The sequence below is a fragment of the Flavobacterium sp. WG21 genome, assembly GCF_000335775.1.
In the GTDB taxonomy this organism is placed as follows: Bacteria; Bacteroidota; Bacteroidia; order Flavobacteriales; family Flavobacteriaceae; genus Flavobacterium; species Flavobacterium tructae.
Map to the genome: position 1 here is coordinate 121,327 of NZ_AMYW01000006.1, position 17,107 is coordinate 138,433.

Annotated in this window: 12 protein-coding genes; 8 read left to right on the forward strand and 4 right to left on the reverse strand. The window is 37.1% G+C overall.

From position 1 onward, the window contains the following. Positions 1–1,146, reverse strand: a complete 1,146-nt coding sequence (locus C245_RS0106855) for an efflux RND transporter periplasmic adaptor subunit (RefSeq protein WP_017495845.1) — start codon at positions 1,144–1,146, stop codon at positions 1–3. A gap of 326 nt (positions 1,147–1,472) precedes the next feature. On the opposite strand from C245_RS0106855, the gene C245_RS0106860 reads away from it, so the two are divergent. Next, positions 1,473–2,831 carry a rhodanese-related sulfurtransferase gene (locus C245_RS0106860; RefSeq protein ID WP_017495846.1) on the forward strand — a complete coding sequence of 453 codons (1,359 nt, stop codon included), beginning with the start codon at positions 1,473–1,475 and terminating at the stop codon, positions 2,829–2,831. Between the two features lie 150 nt (positions 2,832–2,981). On the opposite strand, the gene C245_RS0106865 is transcribed toward C245_RS0106860, so the two are convergent. The 3 genes from C245_RS0106865 to C245_RS0106885 all read right to left on the reverse strand — a co-directional run bounded on the left by C245_RS0106865 (position 2,982) and on the right by C245_RS0106885 (position 6,830). Then, positions 2,982–4,346, reverse strand: coding sequence for a T9SS type B sorting domain-containing protein (locus C245_RS0106865; protein WP_157495791.1), 1,365 nt, complete (start codon positions 4,344–4,346; stop codon positions 2,982–2,984). A gap of 537 nt (positions 4,347–4,883) precedes the next feature. Next, complete coding sequence (locus tag C245_RS0106880) at positions 4,884–5,456, reverse strand: hypothetical protein (RefSeq protein ID WP_017495850.1); 573 nt, start codon at positions 5,454–5,456, stop codon at positions 4,884–4,886. A 9-nt stretch (positions 5,457–5,465) separates the two neighbouring features. Beyond that, on the reverse strand, positions 5,466–6,830 hold the full coding sequence (locus C245_RS0106885) for a hypothetical protein (protein ID WP_017495851.1): 1,365 nt from the start codon (positions 6,828–6,830) through the stop codon (positions 5,466–5,468). A 310-nt stretch (positions 6,831–7,140) separates the two neighbouring features. Here C245_RS0106885 and C245_RS0106890 point away from each other — a divergent pair, with 310 nt between their 5' ends. From C245_RS0106890 to C245_RS0106920, 7 genes are all read left to right on the forward strand, one after another. Beyond that, complete coding sequence (locus tag C245_RS0106890; RefSeq protein ID WP_017495852.1) at positions 7,141–8,475, forward strand: regulatory iron-sulfur-containing complex subunit RicT; 1,335 nt, start codon at positions 7,141–7,143, stop codon at positions 8,473–8,475. Beyond that, positions 8,459–8,938, forward strand: coding sequence for a gliding motility lipoprotein GldH (locus C245_RS0106895; RefSeq protein WP_017495853.1), 480 nt, complete (start codon positions 8,459–8,461; stop codon positions 8,936–8,938). Before C245_RS0106890 ends, C245_RS0106895 begins: the two co-directional genes overlap by 17 nt. A gap of 10 nt (positions 8,939–8,948) precedes the next feature. Next, complete coding sequence (locus C245_RS0106900; protein ID WP_017495854.1) at positions 8,949–11,255, forward strand: penicillin-binding protein 1A; 2,307 nt, start codon at positions 8,949–8,951, stop codon at positions 11,253–11,255. A 218-nt stretch (positions 11,256–11,473) separates the two neighbouring features. After that, positions 11,474–12,175 (forward strand): CoA transferase subunit A, encoded by a 702-nt coding sequence (locus C245_RS0106905; protein ID WP_017495855.1) that lies wholly within the window; start codon positions 11,474–11,476, stop codon positions 12,173–12,175. 99 nt (positions 12,176–12,274) lie between these two features. Beyond that, a complete protein-coding gene (locus tag C245_RS0106910) occupies positions 12,275–12,931 on the forward strand; it encodes a CoA transferase subunit B (RefSeq protein ID WP_017495856.1) in 657 nt (218 codons plus the stop codon). Between the two features lie 366 nt (positions 12,932–13,297). Then, positions 13,298–16,066: a M4 family metallopeptidase gene (locus C245_RS0106915; RefSeq protein WP_017495857.1), complete on the forward strand. Its 2,769-nt coding sequence runs from the start codon at positions 13,298–13,300 to the stop codon at positions 16,064–16,066. Positions 16,067–16,195: 129 nt separating this feature from the next. Beyond that, complete coding sequence (locus C245_RS0106920) at positions 16,196–17,086, forward strand: S-adenosyl-l-methionine hydroxide adenosyltransferase family protein (RefSeq protein WP_026109923.1); 891 nt, start codon at positions 16,196–16,198, stop codon at positions 17,084–17,086. The last annotated feature ends 21 nt before the right edge of the window (positions 17,087–17,107 follow it).

Sequence of the window (17,107 nt, forward strand, 5' to 3'; positions counted from 1 at the left end):
TTATTTAGTTGCCGCAGCTTGTGTCTGACCCAATTGCCATTGAACTACTTTTGGTGTAATAACACTTCCATTTTTTAATAATGAAGTACCTCCCATGGCTATTTTGTCTCCGGGTTTTAAGCCGTCTTCTATTACGTAACCATCTTTTACAGCCGGCCCGGGTTTTACGATTTGCATGCTGACTTTATTGTCTTTGCCTAATACATAAACCTGATAAATACCCTGTACTTCAATAACAGCACGTTGCGGAATCACGATAGCATCTTTACGAATGTCTGTAAGCAATCCGATTTTTACATATTGTCCCGGTCGTAATAATTTATCAGGATTTGAAAATGCCGCTTCAAATGTTATCGCGCCCGTAGAGGGATCAATCTGTCTGTCGGCGAAACTGACTTTACCCGTTTCAGGATAAGTTGAACCGTCGGATAATTTCAGAGAAACCACAGCGCCGGAACCTTTTAAAGAAGAATTAGGTTTGTTGAATTCTCTAAACAAACGAAGAAATTCCTGTTCGCTCATGGTAAATCGAACCCTGACATCACCTAAATCGGAGATTGTATTTAGAACTGATGCCGCACCAGGTCTCACATAATCGCCTACTCTTACTTTTGATATTCCGATTAAACCTGAAATTGGTGCGATAATACGGCAATAACCCAGTTCGATTTTTGAATTTTCCAGAGAAGCCTGAGACGCTTTAATTTTAGCCTGAGACGCACTGTAAGCTGACTTAGCCGAAATTAACTCTCTTTGACTAACCGCATTTATCTTCGCTAATGGCGCTATCATGTCTAAATCGGCTTTGGTTTTTGCCAAACCGGCTTGCGATTCTGCCAGTGTCCCTGCGGCTTCGTCCATTTTGGTTTTATAAGGAAGAGGGTCAATAGTGTACAACAATTGTCCTTTGGTAACAAAACCACCTTCTTTAAAATTCTGACTCAAAATAATACCGTCAACACGAGGATTTATCTGAATGTCTGACTGACCATAAGTCTGTCCGGTGTATTCCGATTCTACATTTACATCCTGATTTAAAACAGTAAGAACTGAAATTTCAAGTGGTTTGGGTGGTGGCGGAGTTTCTTTTTTACAGGTTGAAAGAAAGAAAAGGAGTAGGATTGCAGAAGGATAAAATTTGTTCATTTTTAATTTATATTAAGATGTATTAATATTCAACTAACTAGAAACCAAATATGTGCATTGCTAAGTTAACATTTTTTTAGCAAAAAGTAAAAAAAGAATCTCCGTAGCTGTTCTGTTTAGTTACAACGGTATTTGAATTTACCTTTTGCAGAAACAGGACAGACTTTTGAATGATAAAATAACAAGCATCTATAAATTTGGGACTTTTTTCTGAGATGAAAAAATGAGATGAAATGTTAATAGAATTTTTAATCTAAAAATAAATGGTACTTTTGCACCAGATTTATAAAAATCAAACTTATTCTTAACTTAAAACTGTTTATAGCATGCAACTGTATAACACTTTGAGCGCAGAAGAAAGAGCCATCATGATCGATGATGCCGGTAAACAACGACTAACGTTGTCTTTCTATGCGTATGCCAAAATTGAAGATCCCAAAAAATTTCGCGACGATTTATTTATTGCCTGGAACAAGCTTGATGCTTTAGGTCGAATCTATGTGGCTAACGAAGGTATTAATGCTCAAATGAGTATTCCTGCCGAAAATTTGGAGGCTTTTAGAGCAACTCTGGAAGTATACGATTTCATGAAAGGCATTCGTTTGAATGAAGCCGTAGAACATGATGATCATTCCTTTTTAAAACTAACGATCAAAGTTCGACACAAGATTGTTGCTGATGGTTTGAATGACGAAACTTTTGATGTAACCAATATTGGTGTTCACCTGAAAGCCAAAGAGTTTAATGCCATTCTTGACGATCCTGATACAATTGTGGTTGATTTTAGAAATCACTACGAAAGTGAAGTAGGGCACTTTAAAAATGCAATTACTCCCGATGTTGAAACTTTTAGAGAAAGTTTACCAATCATCAACGAACAGCTTCAAAATCATAAAGAAGATAAAAACCTTGTGATGTATTGCACCGGAGGAATTCGTTGCGAAAAAGCAAGTGCCTATTTTAAGCACCAGGGTTTTAAAAATGTCTATCAATTAGAAGGCGGTATCATCAATTACGCCAAACAAATTGAGGAAGAAGGTCTGGAAAGCAAATTCATCGGAAAAAACTTTGTGTTTGATAATCGTTTAGGGGAAAGAATTACAGAAGATATTATTTCGCAATGTCACCAATGTGGAAAACCTTGTGACAATCATACCAATTGTGAAAACGATGGCTGCCATTTATTATTTATTCAGTGTGATGAATGTAAATCGGCAATGGAAAACTGTTGTTCAACAGAATGTCTGGAAATTATCCACATGCCTTTAGTAGATCAGGTTCGATTGAGAACCGGAAAACAAGTTGGAAACAAAGTTTTCAGAAAAGGGAAATCGGAAAATTTGAAATTTAAACATTCAGGTGATTTACCCAATACAGCTTTGGCTGCAGCAGAAAAACCGGTTGATATTCGTCAGAAAGTAAAAGTAAAAAAAGTACTTCTTGGAAAAGCAGAACATTATTATGTGAAAGCACAGGTGGCACAGTTTACAATTGAAAATCAAGAATTAAACAACGGTGATAAAATCTTAATTTCAGGACCAACAACCGGTAATCAGGAATTGGTTTTAGAAAGACTGATTGTGAACGGAGCCGAAACTTCAACGGCTAAAATTGGCGATAAAGTTACTTTTGAAGTTCCTTTCAGAATCAGATTGTCTGATAAATTATATAAGATTATAAACTAACAGTAAATAAATATCTGTAAAATTAAAGCAGATTTAAATTATCGTTTTTTAAAATAACAAAACCCTATTTTGTGTAATAAACGAAATAGGGTTTTAAATTATAATTTAGTAGGTGTTTACCAGTAAACATCGTTTTCTTCTCCTTGGTATTTATCGGTAAAGAGTAAAATGACCATGAAGTCTTTTATTGTCTTTTGGGGCATTTAGAATTATTTCGTACCAATAATCACCGGAAGGCAGTTCAGCACCATTGTATCTTCCGTCCCATTTCTGATCGTAATTGTTGGTTGTAATGGTGCGCCCGTATCGGTCAAAAATAATATAAGTTAGGTTTTTGTTGTTGCCTAAGCAGCCCGGAGCCCATTCGTCGTTTATGCCGTCACCGTTTGGGGTGAAATAATTGAGGATGCAAATATCATTTTTAATAGCGTATTCAAAATATTTCGAAGTGGAGGCAGTACATCCATTTTCATCAGTAACGGTAACGGTATAGAGGCCGGATTCGGTAATGATAAATCTGTTGGATTGACCACTGGGACTTCCATTTAAAGAATATTCATATTTTGAAGTTCCTCCACTTGCTATAGCTACAATTTCATTTTGTTCGCCTTCTGTTAAGGTTAAAGTTAGTGGATTTGCCAGATTGTCTATTTTGACAGTAACATTTACAAAATTGCTTTCACAATTAGAAATAGTATCTTTTTCTTTCAGCTTATAATTTGTATCAGTTGTCAGGACAGGAGTCGTAAATACGGACCCTTCAAAAAGCAGATTTGTTCCTGTAGCATCATACCAGTAGAAAATGGCATTAGGAATTCCAGTTGCTGTAAGTGTGGTAGCTGTTCCGTTACATATTGTTTGGTCAGTTGCAGAGGGAGGAGCAATAGAGGCGGTAAAATTTACAGCATCCAGAAAATTACCAATGGTTGGGTCTCCGGTTGAAGTTGATATCACTTCGAAAATAAAGCGAATTTTGGTCAGACCTTTCGGAATCTGATAAGTGCCGGTATATAATTTCCATGCCGTACCTGTTGAGGCTGTCATAATAGTAGTATAAGGACCTCCCGGAGGTCCTGCTTTTAGTGCCATTTTATCAACACCACGTCTGCCCATGTGAGCAAACGAGTAATTAAAATAAGTTGTGGTTGAGGTATCATAGTCTTGATACAGCCCTGAAAACTGATAGGCGTTAAGTTCTACAAATTGTCTTCCACTGTAGGCGTATTTCCCTTCATTGCCATTAGCCCAAAACTCTAAGATGTCATCAGTAGCCGTCGTTCTCCAACCAAGCAAAGAAGTAGGAAGTTGGTTTTGGTTGATAAATTCAAGACCTTGAGCGAAAGCAGGGTATTCAAAATCTGCGTTTATGGTTTGAACCGTACATTGACCATTTACTAAATAAGACAGCATAATTAGAGCAAAAACTACAATCGTTTCTACAAAATTAACCTTCTTTGTTGAATCCGTTTTTCGTTTTAGTAAATGGAATCCGTTGATAGAGGTATAAAAAGACATTTTTACCATAGAGTGAATTAGAAGGGAGTAAAATGTTCTTTTTTGCTTATTCCTAAAAGCTTTATAATTAGGCAAAAAGATTTACAAATTCCTGAATACAAACGGTTACGTTTTACTATCCTTGCATTTTTATGATTGAACAACTAGTGAAAATCTATTCAAAATTATTAAGATTCAATCGTAGATTTGATGTACAATCAATACTTGGTAAACTTAAAGTAATAGTTGGAAGAGTTCTATTACATTTTGGACAATACGAATATGATAGTAGTCAATTTTAGAAATGACTACGGGAGTGAAGTAGGATATTTTAAAAATGTAAATACTCTCAAGTAGAATATTTTAGGGAAAGTTTTTCAGCAGGAAGGGGAGAGAGAGCTGTAATGATATCAAACAAGTCTCTGAGGTTCTTCTTTGTATTCGTTTGTCTGATGAAATAAATAAAATTGTAAAAAATTAAAGAGGCTTAAAGCCAACATTAAAAAAGTTCTGTTACTTACACTGGTAATAACAGAACTTTTTAATGCGTTAAAGTGACTAATGGTATATATAATCTGAAACTTCATCGACAATTTGCCATTTGCCCTTTATTTTCTCCATGATTATAGTTTTGTTTTCATGAATGAGACCTTCTATATCACCAGTTGATCCACGCGAAAAGTAAAACAAAACATATTTTTTGTTTTTATAAAAAACAGGGTCAGATATTGAGAATACAAGTCCTGGTTTACTTTCATATTTATCCAGAAATTTTGTGTTCCACATTCCCAATCTATTTTCAAAAATAAAATCAAATCCAAGAAAATCTTTTGGTTTCCAGTATTTTTTAATTGTGTCATTGGAATAAGCTTCAAGCATAATGTCATAACTTTTTTGATCAAATAACGAACTTCTGTAGTTTTTCTGGACTTCAGCAGTTTTGTCCCCACCATAAAATATGCGTAAAGCATTGCGAAGATCTGCTTTTTCTTTTATGATAATTATGCTTTCATTATTTGTAATTTTTGTTTTAAGGAAAGTATTAATTGATTCGTACCTGTTATGGTTAATAGAGGAGCATGAAAGTAGTAATGCCTGAAATACTATTAAAATTAAGATCTTTCTTTTCATAATTGTTTTCTAATTACATGGTTTTCCTTGGGGATTTTGGTTTCCTCTGGATTTGTTTCTGGCTTCTACCGTTTTACGTTGCGCAATTCTGTCCTTATCAGCAGCTGATAGTTTAGCGTTATAAATTGGAGTGCCTTGCAAGCTACTCCATGCTAAGTCTTTGTACATTTGTTGAGCTGCGCCTGAGGCAACAGGTGTTCCGGTGTTAAATTCCTGTAAGGCAGAAGCCATTATGTCAACATAGCGATTTGCAATTTCAGCATGATGTGCATCAGCCATGTCATTTGACGGAGATCCGGGATTAGTGCTTCGTACATAAGCTTCAAATAAAGTTGGAAAATCGGATAACGAAGAATTTCCGGTTGATTTTTGTTGATCGATAATACTTAAAAAATAAGCATGTATTATTTCGTGAATTAGTGTTGTTGCTACCGATAAATCCGTTGGAGGTGAGTTTGGTTCTGAATCTATAACTCCATTTAGATAATCCTGATTAATTGTAATTTGATAATTGTTATCAGACAATTTGATGGTTTGCCCAAAAACAGATGGGCCTCCTAATACTGGTCCTTTTTGCATAGTAACATCATAAGGAGAGATTGGACCTCCAAAACGTTGTAACATCTTGGTAATGTCATTTTGTTTTAAATTTTTTAGTTTTTCAAGAGCCGATTTTCCGCAAGGATCCAGATTGTTGTCTTTAATTTGTTCTACCCTGTTCCAATTTGCCGATCCGCCACTAGAACCACCACCAATTGGTACTATTGGAGGATTTACAGGATTTGTAATAGGATTAGGCCATGGATTACCGCCGGGACCAGTTACAACTACTTCGTTTAGTTTGATCGCGCCTTCATCTCCATGGCAGTTATTGCAAACACCCGCTCCACTTGATTTCGAAAAAAGATTATTACCATTGGCTATCCCTTGTTTATAATTATCTTTTCTCGTTTCCATGGTCTCTAAGTTAGTAATTCTTACTTCACCGGTAAACGATTCCAATATTTTGTGTGTGGCTATTTTTTGCAGATCCTCTATTTCTTGAGAGTCTTTAAAATCAAAGCTCCATAATTTTCCCGTAATATTATAATCATTGATTTCCAGAATAATTTTTTGCAAAAGAAAAGAGTTGGAAGATTTTACTGGAATTATAGCAACAAAAGAAGTTTCGGTGCTTTGCTGATAAAGGGTAGCGGAGTTCCAAAGTACATCTTTTTCATTGATAATGTGTTTTGAGCTTAACCATTCTTTTGAGCGGATAAGTAATGCTGATTCCCGTTTTTCAATACTGGTGTAATCATTTTCAGGAGAACAGCTGAAGATTAGTAAGCATAATAGAACAATCGTTAACAGATTGTAAAGGTGTTTTTTCATGAGGTTATTTTTATTAAAACTGAATAAATTTAGAGCAAAAATATCTAGAAGATTTTTTATAAGAAAAAATATATGATTTGATATTTAAAGAATAAAATTGTACGGAAAAGCCTCTAAAAACGACATGGGATGAGTTAGAAAAGATGGATTTAAGAGACCAAAAAATGCGTTTTTGATTAAAAATGAGACATTTGTTCATTTAACATCCCTTTAGTTTTAATGGATAAAAAGCTAACTAAAAAAATACTATCTTTACCGATCAAACGTTTATGAACTTAAGTCGCGTTTTTGCGACACTACATATATAATTATGGCATGTACAAGTTGTTCAACCTCAGATGGTGGCGCACCAAAAGGTTGTAAAAATAATGGGACTTGCGGCACCGATAGCTGCAATAAATTGACGGTTTTTGACTGGCTCGCAAACATGAGTCCGTCCAATGGAGAGGCGATTTTTGATTGTGTTGAGGTTCGTTTTAAAAACGGACGCAAAGAATTCTTTAGAAATTCAGAAAAATTAACGTTAAGTATTGGTGATATTGTAGCAACTGTTGCTTCACCAGGACATGATATTGGAATTGTAACTCTGACAGGCGAATTGGTAAAAATTCAAATGAAGAAAAAAGGAGTAAATCCTGAAAGTAATGAAGTTCCTAAAATTTACAGAAAAGCGTCTCAGAAAGATATTGATATCTGGTCTGTAGCACGTGATCGTGAAGAACCAATGAAAGTTCGTGCACGTGAATTGGCCATTCAGCATAAACTGGAAATGAAAATTTCTGACATTGAATTTCAGGGAGACGGGTCGAAAGCTACATTTTATTACACCGCAAATGACAGAGTCGATTTCAGACTTTTAATTAAAGATTTTGCTAAAGAATTCAGTACCAGAGTCGAAATGAAACAGGTTGGTTTCCGTCAGGAGGCAGCCCGTTTGGGAGGAATTGGTTCTTGTGGACGTGAACTCTGCTGTTCAACCTGGTTAACCGATTTTAGAAGTGTGAATACTTCGGCAGCGCGATACCAACAGCTTTCACTCAATCCTCAAAAGTTGGCAGGACAATGCGGAAAACTAAAATGCTGTCTGAACTATGAGTTAGATACTTACATGGATGCGCTAAAAGACTTTCCGGATTACGATACCAAATTGGTAACCGAAAAAGGAGATGCTATTTGCCAGAAACAGGATATTTTTAAAGGCCTGATGTGGTTTGCGTATACCAATAATTTTGCCAACTGGCATGTTTTAAAAATCGATCAGGTAAAAGAAATTATTGCCGAAAACAAACAAAAAAACAAAGTTTCTTCACTGGAAGATTTTGCTATTGAGGTAACTTCTGAACCTGAAAAAGACTTTAACAATGCAATGGGGCAGGAGAGTTTAACCCGTTTCGATCAGCCAAAAAGAAAGAAAAAGCCAAGTCGTAAACGCAAGCCAAATGCTGAGAATGCAGTTGTAGCCGCTCCGAACAAACCGCAGCAAACCAATAATAATACAAACAAGCCGGCTGGTGGCAATCCGAATAAATCGAATAAACCACAAAACAAACAAAATCAATCGAACAAGCCCAAAAATTCGAACGATAAAAAGCCAGCCGAGCCAAGAAAACCTATAATTATTACTAAAAATGAGAATAAAAAGTAGTGGAATTCTTCTTTTGTCGGCAATACTCCTTTTTTCCTGCGATAAAAAAAGAGTATTTGACGAATACAAATCTGTTGGAAGTGCCTGGAACAAAGACAGTATTGTAACCTTTGATCTGCCGGTTTTAGATTCTACCAAAAGATACAACCTGTTTGTAAATTTGAGAGACAACAACAATTATCCGTTCAATAATTTGTTTTTGATTGTAGCTATCGAAACACCAAGCGGTTTTACAAAAGTGGATACTTTAGAATATCAAATGGCAAATCCTGATGGTAGCCTGATGGGGAATGGCTTTACAGACATTAAAGAAAGTAAACTGTTTTACAAAGAAAACGTAAAGTTTAGAGGAAAATACAAAGTACATATCAAACAAGCAGTCAGAGAATCAGGAAAAATTCCGGGAGTTCAGACTTTAGAAGGTATTACAGATGTTGGTTTTAGAATAGAACAAAAAGATTAGAAAAATAGTTATGGCTGCTAAGAAAAACAATCAATCCAATAGCGTTAAAGATATTAATTACTACAAAAAGAAGTTCTGGAGAATTTTTGCCTATAGTTTATTAGGAGTTCTTGCCTTCTTTTTATTTGCCTCATGGGGGTTATTCGGTTCAATGCCTTCTTTTGAAGATTTGGAGAATCCGGATTCTAATTTGGCCACCGAAATCATTTCGTCTGATGGAGTGGTAATCGGTAAATATTTCAAAACCAACAGGTCACAGCTTAAATATTCTGACTTGCCAAAAAATCTGGTAGATGCTTTGGTGGCAACTGAAGATGCTCGTTTTTATGAGCATTCCGGAATTGATGGACGTGGGACTTTACGTGCTGCTTTCTCTTTGGGGACAAATGGAGGAGCCAGTACCATAACACAGCAATTGGCCAAACAGTTATTTCATCGTGGTGGATCTAGCTTTTTACCCTTTAGGATAGTACAAAAAATAAAAGAATGGATTATTGCCATTCGTCTGGAAAGACAATATACCAAAAATGAGATTTTAGCGATGTACTGCAACGTTTATGATTTCGGAAATTATGCTGTTGGGGTAAGTTCGGCGGCTCAGACGTATTTTTCCAAAGATCCTAAAGACTTAACTATTGACGAATCGGCAATTTTAGTTGGAATGTTTAACAATTCATCTCTTTATAATCCTTTGCGTAACCCTGTTGGGGTAAAAAACCGTCGTGATGTTGTACTGGGACAAATGGTAAAAGCCAAGATGATAACCAAATCTGAAAAAGAGAAATATCAGGCATTGCCAATCGCTTTAAAATTCAAATTGGAAAGTCACCGTGAAGGAACCGCTACTTATTTCAGAGAATACCTGCGTGATTATATGAAAAAATGGGTGGCAGAAAATAAAAAACCGGACGGTTCAGATTATGATATTTACAAAGATGGTTTGAAAATTTACACCACTATCGATTCAAGAATGCAATTGCATGCAGAAGAAGCGGTTTCGGAACACATGAAAAACTTGCAACAGCAATTTTTTATTGAAATGAAAACCAATAAAAATGCGCCGTTTGTAAACATTACACAAGCAGAAACAGACCGTATCATCATGCAGGCGATGAAGAATTCGACGCGTTGGGCTCTGATGAAAGAGATGGATAAAAGTGATGAAGACATTATTGCTTCGTTTAAAGTGAAGACCAAAATGCGTGTATTTACCTGGAAAGGAGAACGTGATACCGTGATGACACCACTTGATTCTATTCGTTATTTCAAACACTTCCTGCAATCTGGTTTAATGGCGATGGAACCTCAAACCGGAAACATTAAAGCATGGGTAGGTGGAATTAATTATAAATATTTCCAATACGACCACGTAGGACAGGGAGCAAGACAGGTAGGATCTACGTTCAAACCGTTTGTGTATGCAACCGCTATTGAGCAATTAAACATGTCTCCTTGTGATTCTATCTTGGACGGACCTTTTATGATTCACAAAGGACGTCATAATGTTACTGCTGACTGGGAACCAAGAAACTCTGATAACAGATACCGCGGAATGGTAACTTTAAAACAAGGTCTTGCCAATTCGATTAATACCGTATCGGCAAAGTTAATCGACAGAACAGGTCCTGAAGCTGTAGTAGAGTTAACACACAAATTAGGTGTAAAAACCGAAATCCCTGCCCAGCCTTCTATTGCACTTGGTGCTGTAGATATTACGGTTGAAGATATGGTGGCTGCCTACAGTACATTTGCCAATCAGGGTGTATATGTAAAACCGCAGTTTTTAAGCCGTATAGAGAACAAAAGCGGTGAGGTGATCTATGAGCCAATTCCGGAATCTCATGACGTTTTAAACAAAGATATTGCCTTTGCAGTAATTAAATTATTAGAAGGAGTTACCGAAACAGGTTCAGGTGCACGTTTGCGTACAGAAGGCGGAGGAAGCGGTGACAATCGTTGGACTGGATACCCGTACATGTTCAGAAACCCGATTGCAGGTAAAACCGGAACCACTCAAAATCAATCAGACGGTTGGTTTATGGGGATGGTACCAAATCTGGTAACCGGAGTCTGGGTAGGTTGTGAAGACCGTTCAGCCCGTTTTAAAAGTTTGACTTACGGACAAGGAGCTACAGCGGCCTTACCAATTTGGGGGTATTTCATGAAATTATGTTATGCCGACCCGGGATTACAGGTCTCAAAATCCGAGTTCGAGCGTCCGGCAAACCTTTCTATAAAGGTAGATTGCTACAGCAGACCGGCAGTGGTAAAAGATACGACACAGACTGACCAAAATACAGACGAATTCGAACTGTAGGTTTGATTCTCATAGAATAATAAATCCTTTTGTGATCTTCTACAGGAAGAATACAAAAGGATTTCTTTTTATAATGATGTAGTCTGTCACTCAACAGGTATGTGAGCAGTTCGTTTTCAAAGAATAAAATCGGTCATTTTATTTTTTACGAAATCGTTATAATTTAATCTAAAAATCTTATTTTTATCAAAAATATACAGTAATAAAGACAGTTTGTTATGATTACAAAAAAAGTAAATAACGTTCAGGAAGCTATCGAAGGAATTGAAAGTGGAATGACTATAATGTTCGGAGGTTTCGGTTTATGCGGAATTCCTGAAAATACAATTGCAGCACTGGTAAATACTTCCATTTCAGATTTAACCTGTATTTCGAATAATGCGGGAGTGGATGATTTTGGTTTGGGATTGCTGTTGCAAAAGAAGCAAATTAAAAAAATGATTTCCTCTTATGTGGGGGAGAATGCCGAGTTTGAACGTCAGATGCTTTCAGGAGAACTGGAAGTCGAATTGACTCCGCAAGGTACTTTAGCCGAACGCTGTCGTGCGGCTCAAGCCGGAATTCCCGCGTTCTTTACACCTGCAGGTTACGGAACTGAAGTTGCCGAAGGCAAAGAAGTACGTGAGTTCAATGGAAAGATGCACATCATGGAACAAGCTTTCAAAGCGGAGTTCGCAATTGTTAAAGCCTGGAAAGGTGACGAAGCAGGAAACCTGATTTTTAAAGGAACAGCCAGAAATTTCAACGCCTGTATGGCAGGTGCGGGTAAAATTACCATCGCCGAAGTGGAAGAATTAGTTCCGGTAGGAACATTAGATCCAAATCAAATACACATTCCGGGAATTATGGTGCAACGCATCTTTCAGGGAGAGAAGTTTGAGAAAAGAATCGAGCAGAGAACGGTAAGACAACGAGCATAATTAGAAAATTAGAAAATGTGATAATTAGATAATTATTTGGATTGCGTAAATTTTTTACATTGTCTAATTATCTAATTTCCAAATTGACACATTAGAACTATGTTGACAAAAGAAGATATTGCAAGACGTATTGCAAAAGAAGTAAAAGACCGCTATTTTGTGAACCTTGGAATTGGTATTCCAACTTTGGTAGCAAATTATGTGAGAGAAGATATTGCTGTGGAGTTTCAAAGTGAGAACGGTGTTCTCGGCATGGGACCTTTCCCTTTCGCCGGAGAAGAAGATGCAGATATTATCAATGCCGGAAAGCAAACTATCACAACACTTCCGGGAGCCAGTTTCTTTGATTCGGCTTTTAGTTTTGGAATGATCCGAAGCCAAAAGGTAGATTTGACCATTTTAGGAGCTATGGAGGTTTCTGAAAATGGTGATATTGCCAATTGGAAAATTCCGGGTAAGATGGTAAAAGGAATGGGCGGTGCAATGGATTTGGTAGCTTCTGCCGAAAACATTATTGTTGCCATGATGCACGTTAATAAAGCAGGTGAATCGAAAATACTGAAAAAATGCTCTTTACCCTTAACTGGCGTAGGCTGCGTTAAAAAAGTAGTCACCGAGCTTGCGGTTCTGGAAGTGACTGATAAAGGGTTTAAGCTACTAGAAAGAGCACCGGGTGTTTCTGTTGAGCACATCATCGCATCAACCGAAGCCGATTTGATCATTGAAGGTGAAATTCCGGAAATGGATATAAGATAATTCTGTATTTAAGATAAATTCACATGAAGGCTAGCTTTTAAAAGGGCTGGCCTTTTTTGTAGGAAAAAATTAAAGAAAAGTCACCGGGTTTGTTTTTTTCTAAAAGCCTTGTATTTACTGACTTTTTTGGGTTAATGTATTAATTATCAATAGAATAATTATTTTTTGGGCCTGTTTTTTGTGAATTCATCACAGTTTGTTAAATAAAAGTAAATTTAAAGTAAAAAAGATTGTATTTAATCGATTAACGGCAAATTTCATCGATTATATAACATAAATAAAATACTTTTATGTTAAAATAGAGTATTTACTTACGTTTAATATTTTATTTGTAATCCATTTAACCAAACTAAATACCACATTATTATGGACAGAAAATTACCAAAAATCATGGCATCAGCCGTTGTTATTCTTACATTTTCAGTATCAGGATTTGCTCAAAACACAGACAAACGGGTAAGTCAGAAAAATGTATCCGAAAATGGGCAACCAAGCTTAATCACTTTTAGTGATAAATCTACTTACAGAGGAACAGATTACAACACTGTTTTTAAAGAACAATTGGGTTTAAAAGACAATCAGTCCTTTTCTAAAATTAAGATCGAATCTGACAGAGAAGGTTTTACACATGAAAAATTTCAATTGTACGAACAAGGCATTAAAGTAGAATTTGCCAATTACACCCTACATTCCAAAGAAGGAAAATTAGTTTCCATGAACGGAGAGTTTTATGCCCTTCAAAATGTAAAAACAACCCCAAAATTATCCAGTAAAGCGGCTTTCGACAGAGCGGTTGCTTATACAGGAGCAAAACAATACCTGTGGGAAAACCCGCAAGATGCTGCAGCAATGAACTATGAGAAGCCAAAAGGCGAATTGGTTTTATTGCCGGCAATGGAAGAACAGGGTGAAACCAGAAAGTCAGATAAGGTGAGACTGGCTTATAAATTTGACATTTATGCCACCAATCCGGTAAGCCGCGGAGATCTTTATATCGATGCAGAAACCGGAAAAGTTCTGTTTTATAACGCTACCATAAAACACCTTGGTGAATACAGCCACGGTAATAAAGTAAAAACCGCCAAAGCATTAAATCAAAAAGAGAGCGCAACTACTAAAAAAGCTTTTGTTGCGGCCAATGCGGCGACACGTTACAGCGGAACGCAGGTGATACAAACCACCTTAAGCGGAGCATCATATATACTTGCTGATGCGACAAGAGGTTTGGGAATCAACACCTACAATATGAAAAAGGGAACCAGTTATACAGCAGCCGTAAATTTTACGGATGCCGATAATAACTGGACCGCTGCTGAGTATAACAATGCGAACAAAGACAATGGAGCTTTGGATGCACATTGGGGAGCTGAAAAAACATACGATTATTGGTCAACAGTGCATGGCAGAAACAGCTTTGATAACGCAGGAGCAATTATAAAAAGCTACGTACATTACAGCAATGCGTACGATAACGCTTACTGGAACGGTAGTGTAATGACTTACGGTGACGGAAGCGGAACTTATTTCGATATCCTGACTGCTATTGATGTTGCAGGACACGAAATAGGACATGCTGTTTGTACTTACACAGCGAACCTGGCGTATCAAAAAGAATCCGGAGCGATGAACGAGGCGTTCTCTGATATTTGGGGAGCCTGTATTGAATATGCAGCAGCACCAACAAAATCGATCTGGTTAATTGGTGAAGATATCGAAAGAAGATCAGGGCACCTTTCTTTGCGTTCGATGAGTGATCCAAATTCTGAAGGTCAGCCGGATACTTATGGCGGAACCTATTGGATCAATCCAAATTGTACACCAACAAGCAGTAACGATTATTGCGGTGTACATACCAACTCCGGTGTATTAAACCATTGGTTTTACATTTTGTCTGTGGGTAAATCAGGTACAAATGATATTGGAAATGCCTATAACGTAACAGGGATTACAATTGATAAAGCGGCAAAAATTGCGTATCGTCTGGAAAGCGTGTATTTAACAGCAAATTCTACTTTTGCCAATGCAAGAACTTCAGGAATACAATCGGCTATTGATTTGTATGGTGCCGGTTCACCGGAAGTTATTGCTACCACCAATGCATTTTATGCTGTAGGTGTTGGAGCTGCGTATGTGGACTCAAATGATACAACTGCGCCAACAGCGCCAACAAATCTTGCTGCTTCCGGAACAACGGGGTCAACAACTAATTTAACATGGACTGCTTCAACAGATAATGTAGGGGTTACGGGGTATGATATTTACCAGGGAACAACTCTAAAAGGTTCGTCTACTACAACCAATTATACCGTAACAGGTTTAACAGCATTGACAGCGTATAGCTTTAGCGTGAAAGCCAAAGACGGAGCAGGAAATGTTTCAACAGCAAGTAATGTGGTAAATGTTACGACTACAGCGGCATCTTTAAACTACTGTAACTCTCAGGGGAACAGTACTGTAGACGAGAGAATTGGAAAAGTAGTATTCGGTACCATCAACAACACTTCAACAGGAACAACCGGTTATGAAAACTATACCGCTATCTCTACTAATGCTGCCAGAGGAACAGCTTATACGATAACAATCACTCCGGTTTGGACTTCTACTGTTTACAGCGAAGGATATGCAGTTTTTATCGATTACAACCAAGATGGGGATTTTGCAGATGCAGGTGAAACCGTTTGGACGAAAGCAACCTCTACAGCGGCTACAGCTACAGGAACTATTACAATTCCGGCTACAGCAACACTTGGTACAACAAGACTTAGAGTTTCTATGAAATATAACGGAATACCAACTTCTTGTGAGTCATTTTCTTATGGACAAGTAGAAGATTATTCGATCAATATCACAGCTTCAGGAGCTATTGTAAATCAGGAAATTGCAGCAGGATTAGTTGAAACTAATGAAACGGCAAGATTTGCATTGTATCCAAATCCGGTTGTTGATGAATTAAATGTTTCATTAGCAGATAATACAGGATATACTTTCAGAATTACAAATACATTGGGTCAGCAAGTGAGCTCAGGAGCCCTTTCAGGAAATCCTATTGATGTGAGAACTTTAAAAACAGGACTTTATGTTATCGAGTTGAATAATGGGGCTAAAAGAATCGTTAAGAAATTCGCCAAAAAATAAAATTGTTAGTTTAAAAAACGAAAAGCCTCGCAATTTGCGGGGCTTTTTTATGGAGTTCCCGAATGTAATTTTTGTATGTCATAGTAAGACCGCTTTTTGTAAGTTTGTTTAGTAATCCTAAAAAAGATCATGATGAAATTGTACTTATTGCTTTTTTTGTATGCCCTTAGTTTTAGTAGTTTTTCTCAGAATAACGTGCTGGTTTTTCAATCTGATTTTGGGTTGAAAGATGGGGCGGTATCAGCAATGAAAGGAGTGGCAATGGGAGTTTCAACAGATTTGAAGATATTTGATCTGACGCATGAAATTCCGGCATTTAATATTTGGGAGGCTGCTTATCGCCTGTCACAAACCGCACAGTACTATCCTGCAGGAACTGTATTTGTATCCGTTTGTGATCCGGGAGTGGGAACCGCAAGACATTCTGTAGTTTTACGCACCAAATCAGGACATTATTTTGTGACTCCCGATAATGGAACCTTGACTTTAATTGCAGAACAATTAGGAATTCAGGAAATTCGCGAAATTGATGAAGTAAAAAACCGTCGACAAAACTCAAATGAATCGTATACTTTTCATGGACGCGATGTATATGCTTTTACCGGAGCACGATTAGCCTCAAAAACGATTGCATTTGAAGAAGTAGGGCCTAAGCTGCCTAATGAAGTGGTGAAAATTGATTATCAGAAACCGGTTTTAGAAAATGGAGTTATTAAAGGAGGTATTCCGGTTTTGGATATTCAGTATGGCAATGTATGGACAAATATCGATAAAAAGACCGCTGAAAAATTAGGCTTGAAAGCGGGAGATGTCGTGAGAGTTCAGGTTTTTGATGGTGCTAAAAAAGTATACGAAGGAAAACTGAAATTAGTAAATACATTTGGTGAGGCTGAAATAGGGACTGATGTTTGTTACTTCAACAGTCTTTTAAATTTCTCGCTTGCAGTCAATCAGGGGAATTTTTCAGAAAAGTATAAAGTGTATAGCGGAGCCCATTGGAGTATTTTGCTAAGCAGATAAAATAAAAAACCGCCCAGCTAG

What these genes read in the sequence shown, in the direction of transcription:
- C245_RS0106880 (WP_017495850.1), bottom strand. Translation starts at nt 5,456, where the DNA reads ATGAAAAGAAAGATCTTAATTTTAATAGTATTTCAGGCATTACTACTT.
- C245_RS0106900 (WP_017495854.1), top strand. Translation starts at nt 8,949, where the DNA reads ATGGCTGCTAAGAAAAACAATCAATCCAATAGCGTTAAAGATATTAAT.
- C245_RS0106865 (WP_157495791.1), bottom strand. Translation starts at nt 4,346, where the DNA reads ATGTCTTTTTATACCTCTATCAACGGATTCCATTTACTAAAACGAAAA.
- C245_RS0106890 (WP_017495852.1), top strand. Translation starts at nt 7,141, where the DNA reads ATGGCATGTACAAGTTGTTCAACCTCAGATGGTGGCGCACCAAAAGGT.
- C245_RS0106885 (WP_017495851.1), bottom strand. Translation starts at nt 6,830, where the DNA reads ATGAAAAAACACCTTTACAATCTGTTAACGATTGTTCTATTATGCTTA.
- C245_RS0106915 (WP_017495857.1), top strand. Translation starts at nt 13,298, where the DNA reads ATGGACAGAAAATTACCAAAAATCATGGCATCAGCCGTTGTTATTCTT.
- C245_RS0106895 (WP_017495853.1), top strand. Translation starts at nt 8,459, where the DNA reads ATGAGAATAAAAAGTAGTGGAATTCTTCTTTTGTCGGCAATACTCCTT.
- C245_RS0106860 (WP_017495846.1), top strand. Translation starts at nt 1,473, where the DNA reads ATGCAACTGTATAACACTTTGAGCGCAGAAGAAAGAGCCATCATGATC.
- C245_RS0106905 (WP_017495855.1), top strand. Translation starts at nt 11,474, where the DNA reads ATGATTACAAAAAAAGTAAATAACGTTCAGGAAGCTATCGAAGGAATT.
- C245_RS0106855 (WP_017495845.1), bottom strand. Translation starts at nt 1,146, where the DNA reads ATGAACAAATTTTATCCTTCTGCAATCCTACTCCTTTTCTTTCTTTCA.
- C245_RS0106920 (WP_026109923.1), top strand. Translation starts at nt 16,196, where the DNA reads ATGATGAAATTGTACTTATTGCTTTTTTTGTATGCCCTTAGTTTTAGT.
- C245_RS0106910 (WP_017495856.1), top strand. Translation starts at nt 12,275, where the DNA reads ATGTTGACAAAAGAAGATATTGCAAGACGTATTGCAAAAGAAGTAAAA.